The sequence below is a fragment of the Staphylococcus sp. GDY8P131P genome (assembly GCF_017891975.1).
In the GTDB taxonomy this organism is placed as follows: domain Bacteria; phylum Bacillota; class Bacilli; order Staphylococcales; family Staphylococcaceae; genus Staphylococcus; species Staphylococcus nepalensis.
In genome coordinates this window covers 67,786-79,847 of the sequence record NZ_JAESKF010000020.1, presented here as the reverse complement: position 1 = coordinate 79,847, position 12,062 = coordinate 67,786, and the positions used below count along the sequence as shown (strand labels likewise).

At 33.8% G+C, this 12,062-nt stretch carries 10 protein-coding genes and 1 pseudogene; 3 read left to right on the top strand and 8 right to left on the bottom strand.

Annotation, left to right across the window (positions count from 1 at the left end):
- Positions 1–334: 334 nt before the first annotated feature.
- Together KA894_RS13105 and KA894_RS13100 are read right to left on the bottom strand one after the other, a co-directional pair.
- Complete coding sequence (locus tag KA894_RS13105) at positions 335–835, bottom strand: GNAT family N-acetyltransferase (protein ID WP_115341950.1); 501 nt, start codon at positions 833–835, stop codon at positions 335–337.
- A 74-nt stretch (positions 836–909) separates the two neighbouring features.
- Entirely contained in the window at positions 910–1,617 is a 708-nt protein-coding gene (locus KA894_RS13100; protein ID WP_096808457.1) for an SDR family oxidoreductase, read from the bottom strand.
- 197 nt (positions 1,618–1,814) lie between these two features.
- On the opposite strand from KA894_RS13100, the gene KA894_RS13095 reads away from it, so the two are divergent.
- Complete coding sequence (locus KA894_RS13095; protein WP_096808456.1) at positions 1,815–2,084, top strand: DUF1413 domain-containing protein; 270 nt, start codon at positions 1,815–1,817, stop codon at positions 2,082–2,084.
- A gap of 214 nt (positions 2,085–2,298) precedes the next feature.
- Here KA894_RS13095 and KA894_RS13090 read toward each other — a convergent pair whose 3' ends face one another.
- The 6 genes and pseudogenes from KA894_RS13090 to KA894_RS13065 form a co-directional block, all read right to left on the bottom strand.
- Entirely contained in the window at positions 2,299–2,490 is a 192-nt protein-coding gene (locus KA894_RS13090; RefSeq protein WP_096808455.1) for a hypothetical protein, read from the bottom strand.
- Positions 2,491–2,813: 323 nt separating this feature from the next.
- Positions 2,814–3,662: pseudogene (locus KA894_RS14955) on the bottom strand (SDR family oxidoreductase).
- Positions 3,663–3,674: 12 nt separating this feature from the next.
- Entirely contained in the window at positions 3,675–4,724 is a 1,050-nt protein-coding gene (gene uxuA, locus KA894_RS13080; protein WP_119487859.1) for a mannonate dehydratase, read from the bottom strand.
- 19 nt (positions 4,725–4,743) lie between these two features.
- Entirely contained in the window at positions 4,744–6,171 is a 1,428-nt protein-coding gene (gene uxaC, locus KA894_RS13075) for a glucuronate isomerase (protein ID WP_232164873.1), read from the bottom strand.
- A gap of 4 nt (positions 6,172–6,175) precedes the next feature.
- A complete protein-coding gene (locus tag KA894_RS13070) occupies positions 6,176–7,579 on the bottom strand; it encodes an MFS transporter (protein ID WP_096808453.1) in 1,404 nt (467 codons plus the stop codon).
- Positions 7,580–8,172: 593 nt separating this feature from the next.
- Complete coding sequence (locus KA894_RS13065; protein WP_096808452.1) at positions 8,173–8,814, bottom strand: bifunctional 2-keto-4-hydroxyglutarate aldolase/2-keto-3-deoxy-6-phosphogluconate aldolase; 642 nt, start codon at positions 8,812–8,814, stop codon at positions 8,173–8,175.
- 585 nt (positions 8,815–9,399) lie between these two features.
- Here KA894_RS13065 and KA894_RS13060 point away from each other — a divergent pair.
- Together KA894_RS13060 and KA894_RS13055 are read left to right on the top strand one after the other, a co-directional pair.
- Positions 9,400–10,245 (top strand): HAD family hydrolase, encoded by an 846-nt coding sequence (locus tag KA894_RS13060; RefSeq protein ID WP_115341947.1) that lies wholly within the window; start codon positions 9,400–9,402, stop codon positions 10,243–10,245.
- Positions 10,246–10,248: 3 nt separating this feature from the next.
- Positions 10,249–11,973, top strand: coding sequence for a glycoside hydrolase family 3 protein (locus tag KA894_RS13055; RefSeq protein WP_096808450.1), 1,725 nt, complete (start codon positions 10,249–10,251; stop codon positions 11,971–11,973).
- The last annotated feature ends 89 nt before the right edge of the window (positions 11,974–12,062 follow it).

Here is a 12,062-nt window from a genome sequence, read left to right as displayed (position 1 = left end):
GTAATAATTTCATGTTTATTATATAGACGTTATTTAGTAAATTAACTTTTCATATTATGATACTTAACATAAATCACTGAAATAAAAATCTTTCACCAATTCACTATAATGTACAGCTATATAATATATTACCGCAATACAATAAGCGTAGGCATGTAATTGCATTATTATACTACTGTCTAGTAAAGAGGCTATATCTCATATACATATTTCAAATTAGGCATTTACAGCATAACAAAAATTCAGGCTAAGACATTTAATTAATGTCCTAGCCTAGTTTAATTTCATCTATTATTATGTTTTTTATCTCTTATTAAAAGTAAATCACTTTAAACTACAGTTCCAATATCATTAAATCTTCATCGTAATAAATAGTACCATCGTATAGCGCTTTAGGTTCTACACCATATTTGCTAAAACCTAATTTTTTATACAATGAAATAGCAGCGTTATTTTCCGAAAGTACTGATAAGTTTATCGTTTTAATTAAACCTTGTTCAGTCACAACATCAATTATTTTTTGAATTAATTGTTGCGTGATGCCTAACTTTCTATAATTTGGGTCACAGTAAACCCCGACTAAATTACCTTTATGCTTAATTTTATTTAAGGTTTCGCTATAAAAAGTTGCAAAACAAACCAATTTTCCGCCATCAAACGCACCTATCGTAAAATGGGTAGAAGTACAAACTAACCTTTTTTTAAAATTTTCAATGGGGAAATTAATTTCTCGTTGATACGTTGATGCAAACCCTCTAGGATCCGTTTGAAGTGATTTCAAACGAAGTGAACGATATGCTTCTACATCATTGCTATTAAGATACCTAAAATTCATTGTCTTCCTACTTTCCGTGGACGATATACATGTCTAATTTGCCGAATGATACCCAAAGGCATCAGAAAAATAGCTTAAACTGGCCTAACTGTTATTTCATTTACATTCACATGGCTTGGTTGTTGTAATGCATAAACTACTGCTTCTGCAATGTTTTGAGGGTCTAATTTCTTACGTCCTCCCCAATCTGTATCTCCGCTTAAAGGTGTATCCACCATGCCAGGAGATATGCTCGTAACGCGAACGCCTGTTTTAGCTAATTCCTTTTCTAATCCTTGCGTAATCGTATGTACAGCTACTTTTGTAGCACTGTAAATTGTACTCGATTTCGTGACTTCAAAACCAGAAATAGAAGCAATATTAATAATATGTCCACTGGATTGTTGTAAGAAAGTTGGCAAGACTGCATTAATACCATATAAGGTGCCTTTTACGTTTACATCAATCATTGAATCCCACGCGGTTACATCACCTTCAGAAATAGCGGAAGAAAGCATTTGTCCTGCGCTATTAACCAAGATATCTACATGACCAAACTTATCCTTTGCATACTGAACTAAACGTGCTACATCGTTTTGTTGTGTTACGTCGACTGTTAATAAGTCAATATGTGTAGCATTCTCCTTAGAACGAATATGATCAGCAACATCTTTAAGTCGTGTTTCGTTACGTCCAGATAATAATACTTGTACACCCTTATTAGCTAATTCCTCTGCTATACTAGCACCTATACCACTGCTTGCGCCAGTAACGATTGCAACTTTATTTTCTATTTCAACCATTTAATCTTCCTTTCATTTCATTATTATTTATATTACTAAATTACCCTATTCACATGTATTCTACCATGGATAACCGCTTACAAAACAAAAATTCATCTTATTAAGAAGCACTTGCTATATTTCATAATTAATTATAAAGTGGGTATATAATACATATCTTAATCATTATTTCATCATATCGTTAAGGAGGGGTTATTATGGACTTTGAAGACAGCATCACACAATTAAGACAATCCATTGATAGAACCAGTTTTAGTTTCCGCTTTGAACAATTATTTGTTAAAGAAGATTGGCTTAAACTATCATTAACTAAACGACAACAATTAGAACGTGAATTCCGCAAGTTTGTAAACGAAAGTGATAAGTTACGCATTCCATACGCTTCAGAAGATCACATTCGAATGCGTATGTATAATGCTGTTTATGACTATAATGAAATCAAACATAACTTTAAAGCTTATGTTTAACATTAAAAACGTTACATGAACTTAAACGACATATAATACAAGAAAAGCCTACATTACTAAATGAACAGTAACATAGGCTTTTCTATTTTTTAAGGGCTCTAAATAAATCATGAAAGATGATACTAGGGAGAAAAATATGCATGAAGTTGAATACAAATCATACGATGAAAGATACGTGTATTCAACTTCAATACTGCTAGATGAATACAGCATATTAATTATTGACTAGTAGCTTTTTTTCTAAACCATAGTTGTATATTTTTTCTGCATCAATATAAGCTATATAATCAATACTTCTGTATCCATCTTTAATATCATTGATAATACCTTGGTTCACACCCGTACGAGTGTAAATTTCATAACTGCTTTCATTTGAAAAAATGACTTCTTCAATTACTTTTCTCATTTAATAATCACTCCGTATTTTTTCTTTCGTTAAGCATTGGTATCTTCTACACTCTTATCATAATCTATAATATTAAGAATTAAAAGGTTTTTGTGATTCATTTCACAAATTTATCACTTTTCATCTTTTTCTCTTTTTTTAGCGACCATTCAGATTGACAATCTTAATTTCCTTAATGCTAAAAATACTTTTGTTAGGTCTTTCATAGGTGTTCATAAAAAATGATTTATGCTTTATCATTTTTTGAACGCATCTGCGGTTATGCTCAGTTCGCACTTATACAATTTATATACAAGTTCTATCTTTTACATTCTAAAGTTTATTTAGACGCCTGAATATGCATTAAATTCGCCATCTACGGGTAAGACAACACCATTAACAAAACTAGAGGCTGGCTTACTTATTAAAAATAATAATGCGCCTATCAATTCATCAGGTTGCCCAAACCTTTTCATAGGTGTTGCGTTCAATATTTTTTGAGAACGCTCTGTATAAGTTCCATCTTTATTTAAGTGTAGTGATTTATTTTGATCTGTTAATAAAAATCCAGGTGCAATCGCATTAACGCTTATATTCGTTTGTGAGAAATAAACACTTAGCCATTGGGTGAAATTACTTACTGCAGTTTTAGCACCACTGTATGCCGGTATTTTAGTTAAAGGGCTAAACGCGTTCAAAGATGAAATGTTAATCATCACTGGGCCTTCTTTATCTATCATATCTTGTGCAAACACTTGTGATGGAATAAATGTACCTATAAAATTTAAATCGAAGATGAAACCTAGAGATTGTTCATCTAAATCAAAAAATGTTTTCAAATCTTTTTGACTGTTGACATCGTATCGCTCATCGTCTGTGGTACCTAGGGGTGGTTCTCCCCAGCGCCATTAATCAAAATATCTATCTTGCCAAATGTATTGTGGACGATTGTCTTAGCTTTTTCTACTGCTTTTTTGTCTATAACATTAGCAACAATGAATATTGCTTTACCTCCCATACCTTCAATGCGTTTGGCTACTGCTTCACCTTTTTCTTGATTCATACCAATGATTAATGATTGCGACATTAGCACCACATTTTGCTAAGGATTTTGATCATTTACTTCCGATAACGTCGGCGCCACTTGTTATCACAACTGTTTTATACGTTAAGTCTACTTTAAATGGTAGCATGTAACAGCCTCCTTATACTTGATTGCTTTTTTGTATTGCTTCATATAAACCATTTAAATATGTTGCACCTAGAGCGCGATCATATAAACCATATCCAGGCTTGCCTATTTCTCCCCAAATCATGCGTCCATGGTCAGGCCGAATGGGCCCTTCATACTCAAAATCATGTAATGCTTTAATAACTTTATACATATCGATTGATCCCTCTTCAGATAAGTGTGCAGACTCTTGGAATGATTTATCTCCAACTAATTTCACATTACGCGCGTGAACGAAATGTACGCGCCCTTTTTTACCAAAATAGGTTAGCATATCTGGAAAATCATTTTTCTTATCTGAACCTAGCGATCCGGAACACATCGTTAAACCATTATGTTTTGAAGGATGTAATTGAATAAAACGTTCTAGATTTGCCTTACTCGTTATAATTCTTGGTAAGCCAAATATATTCCAAGGTGGGTCATCTGGATGAATGGCCATTAATATGTCTTCTTCTTCTGCTACTGGGATTACTTTATTTATAAAATATGCTAAATGTTCCCATAATTTTTCTTCATCTATCACTTTATACGCCTCAAAAAGAGACGCCAAATCTTCTTTAGAATAACTTGAATCCCAACCAGGCAATGATAATTCTCCTTTTAGTGGGTCCATTTTAGCAATGTCATATTCATTATATATCAGTGCTGTAGAACCATCTTCTAACCGATAATCTAATTGAGATCGTGTCCAGTCAAAGACAGGCATAAAATTGTAGCAAACTACTTTGATACCGGCTTTTCCTAGGTTACGTAGGGTTTGACAATAATTTTCAATATATTGGTCTCTAGTCGGTTTACCTAATTTAATATCTTCATGTACTGGTACACTTTCTATCACTGAAAGTTCTAAGTCTGCTGATTCAATTTCTTTTTTCAAAGCGCTTATTTTTTCAAATGGCCATACATCACCTACTGGAATATCGTAAATCGCACTAACAATACCTCTCACACCTGGAATTTGCTTAATATACTCTAAACTGATTGGATCATCTTTCCCGTACCATCTAAACGTCATTTTCATAACAAATAGCAGCTCCTTTTCAAATTAATTTAAAATAATAATATGCATTGTTGTAACAAATATTTTCTATTAATTTTTTGAGTAACATTGGATCATTTGGAATTTCACCAATTTCTACTAAATTCCCTATAAATGTACATAAGATTCTACGGAAATAATCATGTCTCGAATATGAAATAAAGCTTCTTGAATCTGTTAACATGCCAACAAAGTGCATTAATAACCCTTGATCGGCGAGTGAAGTCATCTGATTTAACATGCCGCGTTTTGTATCATTAAACCACCATCCTGCACCGTGTTGTATCTTACTTTGGATGCCTGGTTCGTTTTGGAAATTTGCAATTGTTGAACCTATAATGTCATTAAACATTGGGTTCAAATTATAAAGTATTGTTTTAGGTAAATGACCTTCGGATGCCATCATATTGAGCAAATGATTTAAATTGAATGCTAAGTTTTGTTGATCACGAATGGAATCAAATCCAGCGTCTGGACCTATTTCTTCAAAACCTTGACTATTATTATTTCGTATTGCGCCAAAATGTATCTGCATAACCCATTCTCTTTCGGCGTAAAATTTACTTAATTCGTTTAATAAAAAGGTTTGGAATTGGGCATTTTCGTACGATGTTACAATTTCCCCTACTTGACTTTTTTTAAATATGTCTTGAATTTCCTGTTCAGTGTAAGGTTGATATTCTAATGTATTCAGTCCATGATCTGCTAGTCGTCCGCCTTTACTATGAAAATATACTATCCTTTGCTCCAATGCATCTATAAATGTTGAAACATCACGAATGGGTTGTGTCAATGCGCTCAATGTGTCAATAAATGTGACAAATGCTTTTTCACCTATTTTAAAAGCAACATCTGGTCTAAAGGCAGGTAATACTGTTGTCTTAAATTTTGTTTGAGCTTTGATTTCATCATGGTACGCTAAATCATCTGTAGGATTATCCGTTGTACAAATTAATCGTACATTAGACTGTGTAATTAATGTTTGTGTCGTCACGTGGTTTTCTTTTAAATATTGGTTCACTTCATCATAAATACGGTCAGCATTTGCTTCGTTTAAAACTTCATGTACATTAAAATACATTGCAAGTTCTAAATGAGACCAATGGTATAATGGGTTCGCTACAGCATTTTCTAACGTTTGTGCCCATTTTCTAAACTTTTCTCTGGGGTGTGCATCGCCTGTAATATAGTATTCATTAATGCCTTGAGCTCTCATGGCTCTCCATTTATAATGGTCTCCACCTAACCATAATTCTGTAATATTATCGAAGTGTCTGTTATCGCTAATTTGCTTAGGATCTAAATGACAATGGTAATCATAAATAGGCATATCTTTAGCATAATTTTGATACAATGATTTTGCTGTCTCATTGTGCAACATAAATGTTTCAGTGATAAATGATGTCATAGTCTTTTTATTTCCTTTCATTTCATTAAATTTCTTCTCTTAAAGCGAGTTCTTTAACAATTTGTTTGTGACGTTTATCTGTTAATGGATAGCCAAACAGGAATATAAGTAATGCAATTAAACATCCTACGCCAGGCACACCAAAAAATAATATTTTAAGACCAGTTAACGTTTCCGCTGATTGGGCAACATTCGGTTGATATCCTATCATTGTCAGTGCAACACCTGGAATAAACCCAGCTAACGCTTGCGAAATCTTACGTGTGAAACTATAGCTTGAATATGTAATCCCTTCAGAACGAATGCCAGATTTCCATTGTCCATACTCTACAACATCGGCAATAAAAGCCCATGTCACTGTGTTAGGAATCACGAGAAAGAATGAAGAGATTGTGTTTACAATTAAGAAAGTAGTAAGATGACCCCCAAAGTATATAAAATTCAAAAACTCACAAATTACAAACCCACCGATACCTATAATAGCGGTCATCTTTTTACCAACGCTTTTACTTAACAATGTTGTTAAAAATAACGCTGGTATTAAAACAATAAAATTCAAAGTACTAACTAATCCTACTAAATTAGGTGCGTCCATCACATACTGGAAGTAATACAATTGAGATGACTGTTTCAAAAACATCGCCATAATCGTTAATAATGTATAAATTGCCAAGATTGCAAAGGCACCGTTGTTCAAAACACTCAAGAAAGCTTTTTTCCCTAATCCTTTTTGTTTCGGTCTTTGAATGACGTGTCTTTCCTTAACATTTTTATAACAAATTAAATGCAAAATAACGCCAACTACTGCCAGTATTGCTACTGCTACAGGATAACCAATCGCGTGGTTTGGAAATTGATTAACTAAAGGAATTACCACAATGCCAGCAACAAACAATGCAGCTTGTGAACCTAAATTTCTATATACAGATAGTTGCGTTCTATCTTCTGAATTAACTGTCATGGATGCTGAAAGTGAACCATAAGGTATATTCACGCAAGAATACGCTGCGTTAAATAACATATACGTAGCAAATGCCCAAATGACTTTTCCAGTTTGATCTAAATGAGGTGAAATAAATGATAAAACTGTACAAATTGCTAGAGGCACTGTTCCATAAAGTATAAAGGGCCTGAATTTACCGCGTTTGCCGATATTGGTTCTAGAATCTATATAAGTGCCTACGCCTGTATCTACAAAAGCATCAAATATTTTAGACACTAGGAAAACCAATCCTCCATAGAATGCAGATATCCCTAATATATCTGTAAAAAATTTTAATAAATAAATTTGCCCCATATCGAACATCATACCGTTCCCTAGATCTCCCAAACCGTATGATAGTTTTTCTTTAAATTTCAGTTTGGGTGTAGCTATGTTTTCAAGTCTACTTTGAGTTGAATGTGCTTGCTCGGATGTTTTAGAAACCATAACCTATCTCTCCCTAATCGTTTAATATCGTGGTTGCCTATTATTGTTCATGTCATGCGATTAAAAACACTTTAGTTATAAACTGTCACACTATGTTTATAAAACATAGATGCATATCTCATTGGATTCACATTTCTATACCAAACCCTTTCATTCTTATATAAATCGTTTCCTCAAATCTACTGATCTCGTACAAATTTCAATTGCTAAACCAAACATATCATGGGTATATATCATCTTTTTTCTTAGAAAAGTAATTAATGTAAACGTTTTCTAATAGCGCTAAAATTTTTTCTACTCTATATGTAAACTCATTTTTGTTTCGTTCACCCTTTAACAATCTCCAATTGAAACGATAATGTTAACAACCGACAGCACATCAATATTTTTTAATTTATATACATTTACTATCTGTATGACTGTCTACTGGGTTGTTTACAAAACACACGTTAATGATAATTCTGACTGTCGCAAATCACCTAGAGACTAGATTTATATTTGTATTACTCATATCAAATAAGACTACTCGTTCTATTTTGAATAAGTGATAGCTTAGCGTTCGTACTATGATTTGGAATGTGATGACGCGCATGCTACTTATGTCGTATTGATTGAAATTTCTGTACAAATTCACGTGTTTGGGCCACAATGATATCTTCTTCGCCTTCTTTAACATTTCGGGTTAAAGCACTACCAATACCGATTGCAAAGGCGCCATTATTATACCACTGTTCCATATTTTCTAACGAAATACCACCGGACGGCATCATTTTCGCTTGTGGTAACGGACCGTGGACATCTCTTATAAATTTAGCCCCTAGTAGGTTACCAGGGAACAATTTAACGACTTCAACACCATGTTGAAGTGCGTTTGTAATTTCTGTTACTGAACTACACCCAGGTAAATAAGGAATTTGGTATAAATGACATATATGAGCTACTTGTACATCGAAATGTGGGCTAACAACGTAACGCGCACCATTCATAATGGCTATACGTGCTGTTACTGCGTCTAATACTGTACCTGCACCAATAACAACTTCTTTGTTAAACTTCTTTGTTAATGCTTTAATAGCCAATTCTGCATAAGGTGTTGTAAACGTTATTTCTATATTCAGAATACCACCTTCAATTATTTTTTCGCTTTTTAATATTGCATCTTCACTGGAATTCCCTCGGACAACTGCAACCAGATAATTATCGTTCATTTGTTGTAAAATACGTGTCTTTTCCATGCTGCTGCTCCTCTTCGTTTTATTTACATCGCTCAATTTAATTATATTTTTTATCTAATTCTAGTCAATTACTATAGTATGTATACATAACTTTGCTTCATTTATTTCAATACGCATTCGCTCGCCATAATAACTTGAAAAGTGTTGATAGTACTATATATTTGTGTATTTTTTCACAATGAATAGTTAAACAATATTTTCTTAAATAAATGTTGTTTCCTACAACCTATATGGCGACTATTTTTGGTATATTCGATGTATTTTATAAATAAAATGACTTTTTTTATAAAAAAATGTCATAAACTGGCAACTTTGTGAATTTAATCACTATTTCCCGAGGAAATGGCTAGTTTTTTTTAAATATGCGTGCTAACTTTAACAGTATAAAGAAAGCGCTTTATTATATTTTAACCTTCACAGCGAATTGTCGTTTCACACTTGAAGCAAACCATTATTAATTCATTTCTTTGAGTATGTAACATACATAGCTTATCTATTATTCAATGAATATAAAGAAAGTGCGTGTCTATATCTTTAATTAAATAATCATAATGATTGTAATTTTATTTGAGAGGAACATTTAAAATGATTGATTCTTTACCGAACTACCAACCTAAGTTCAAAAAACTAATTTGTGTTGATTCAGACGGATGCGCTATTGATTCTATGACAATAAAACACGAGCGTGCATTCGGCCCTGCACTTGTTGCAGAATGGCGGTTAGAAAATATCCAGTCTGAACTATTAAAACGATGGAATGATTTAAATTTATATGAAATCACTAGAGGTATTAATCGTTTTAGAGGATTAGAACGTATGTTAAGTGAACTTGTTGAACAAGGTATAAACATTGAGGGATACAAAGATATTAAGCATTGGGTCCAAACAACACATGCCTTCTCTAATCCTGCATTGGAAGAAGCGATACAAGCGAATCCTAATCAAATCGGATTAAAAAAAGCACTCTCTTGGTCGCATAACGTCAACGCTATAATCAAAACATTACCAAGCATAGGCCCGTTTAAATATGTACAGGAATCGTTGCAAAGTGCTTCAACTTTTGCTGATATCGCAATCGTATCGTCTGCAAATTTATCAGCAGTAGAATATGAATGGGAAACTTACAAGCTTACGCCCTATTTAAGCGGTATGTTTGCACAAGAAGCAGGCACAAAAGAATACTGTTTAGCACAATTAAAGCAGCATTATAATTTAGAAGACATCATTATGTTAGGAGATGCTAAAGGCGATTTAGAAGCAGCTCAATCACATAATATGTACTTTTATCCGATACTTGCAGGCCATGAAAACCAATCTTGGCTCGATTTCAACAATAAATATCTAAAATTATTTAAAGAAAGTAAGTTCAACCAAGAGATACAAGAAGCATTAAAAGATTTATTTTTCAATAATTTTGAAGGAGAGGAATAAATTATGGTTAAAGTAGATTTAACAGCAGCACCATATTATTTAAATACGGATCAGATAACATGGGTGGAAGAAACACTTAACAATTTAACAGATGAAGAAAAAATAGGTCAGCTATTTTTTAATTTATTTTCATTAGAAGGTGGAAAAAAATTCTACGACGCCGACTTAACTAACGAAGATGTGCTTAAACGCTACCATATTGGAGGCGCACGTTATGAAGGTGGCAATAAAGAAGATGTGCAACACTTACTTAATGACTTACAAAAGCATACAAAAGTGCCCGTACTTGTAGCAGCAAACTGTGATTCAGGTGGTAATGGGGCATGTAAAGACGGTACCTACATAGCAAGTGCTGCACAATGTGAAGCAGCACAAGATACAAAAGTTGCCTATAACGCTGGCCTAGTATCGGCACGTGAATCTTCTGCATTAGGAGTGCACATTAACTTCGATCCTTGTGTTGATATTCTAAAAAATTGGCGTAATACGATTGTTAATACGCGTTCATATGGCACAGATGCTGAAACAGTGATTAAATATTCAAGCGCATTTATAGACGGTTTTAACGCTGAACGTAACATGATCACGTGTATTAAGCACTTCCCAGGTGACGGTACAGAAGAACGTGATCAACACTTAGTGCTTGGCGTAAATGAATTAACAACACAAGAATGGGATGATAGCTTCCGTAAAGTTTATCAACATCATATCGATCGTGGTGTACAAATGATTATGGCTGGTCATATCGCACAACCTGCCTATTCGAAAAAATTAAACCCTAATCTTGAAGATAAAGATATCTTACCTGCAACGCTTTCTTCTGAGCTCATCACTGACTTATTAAAAGACGACATGAAATTTAATGGTTTAGTCGTTACCGATGCAAGTCACATGCTCGGTATGACCGCTTCCATGCGCCGTGAAGATTACGTCCCATTAGCAATTGCTTCCGGTTGTGATATGTTCTTATTTTTTAATGATTTAGAAGAAGATTATCAATTCATGCTTAAAGGCTATGAGAAAGGCGTTATTACTGAAGAACGGTTAAATGACGCAGTACGACGCGTACTAGGGTTAAAAGCACAGTTGAGCCTTCATAAAAAACAAAAAGATGGTTCAATTATTCAACCTAAAGAAGCGTTGGATATCATCGGTTGTACGGAACATTTGGAAATGCGTGCAGAAGCTGCAGATCTAGGTATTACGCTTGTAAAAAATACTTTAAACCAATTACCTATCCGTCCTGAAACGCATAAAAATATTATGCTTTATGTCATTGAAGGTGAAAAAGACGGCATTTACAAATCTGCTAACAACGTAGCAGACGATATTATTAAAGAACTTGAATCTCGAGGGTTCAACGTCACATTAAATGACGGTTCCACACGTATTAAAGGCAAAACGCTAGCATACCGCAACAACGTAGATGCAGCTTTAGTATTTGCAAATATTATTGGCTATGCAGCAGAAAACAACTACCGTATCAAGTGGGGCACTGCCATGAGTAATGAAATTCCATGGTACGTACATGAAGTGCCAACTGTGTTTGTTTCAACTAATTTCACTACACATCTACACGATGCAACAATGGTTAAGGCATATATTAACGCATACCATTCAAATCATGAAACAATCAAACAAACTATTGATAAAATCATGGGCGAGAGCGAATTCAAAGGCGCCTATAACGACTTAGTATGGACAGACAAATGGCAAGCAAAATTATAACCCATTATACCTGTTATCATGAAAAAATAAAATTATCAAAAAATAATAATCCTTTCAGAGTACACACAATAAGTGAAAACTTTGAAGGG

Excerpts from the sequence above, each read along its gene's own strand:
- KA894_RS13090 (WP_096808455.1), bottom strand. The coding sequence starts at position 2,490 with ATGAGAAAAGTAATTGAAGAAGTCATTTTTTCAAATGAAAGCAGTTAT.
- KA894_RS13100 (WP_096808457.1), bottom strand. The coding sequence starts at position 1,617 with ATGGTTGAAATAGAAAATAAAGTTGCAATCGTTACTGGCGCAAGCAGT.
- KA894_RS13060 (WP_115341947.1), top strand. The coding sequence starts at position 9,400 with ATGATTGATTCTTTACCGAACTACCAACCTAAGTTCAAAAAACTAATT.
- uxaC (WP_232164873.1), bottom strand. The coding sequence starts at position 6,171 with ATGAAAGGAAATAAAAAGACTATGACATCATTTATCACTGAAACATTT.
- KA894_RS13105 (WP_115341950.1), bottom strand. The coding sequence starts at position 835 with ATGAATTTTAGGTATCTTAATAGCAATGATGTAGAAGCATATCGTTCA.
- KA894_RS13055 (WP_096808450.1), top strand. The coding sequence starts at position 10,249 with ATGGTTAAAGTAGATTTAACAGCAGCACCATATTATTTAAATACGGAT.
- KA894_RS13065 (WP_096808452.1), bottom strand. The coding sequence starts at position 8,814 with ATGGAAAAGACACGTATTTTACAACAAATGAACGATAATTATCTGGTT.
- KA894_RS13070 (WP_096808453.1), bottom strand. The coding sequence starts at position 7,579 with ATGGTTTCTAAAACATCCGAGCAAGCACATTCAACTCAAAGTAGACTT.
- KA894_RS13095 (WP_096808456.1), top strand. The coding sequence starts at position 1,815 with ATGGACTTTGAAGACAGCATCACACAATTAAGACAATCCATTGATAGA.
- uxuA (WP_119487859.1), bottom strand. The coding sequence starts at position 4,724 with ATGAAAATGACGTTTAGATGGTACGGGAAAGATGATCCAATCAGTTTA.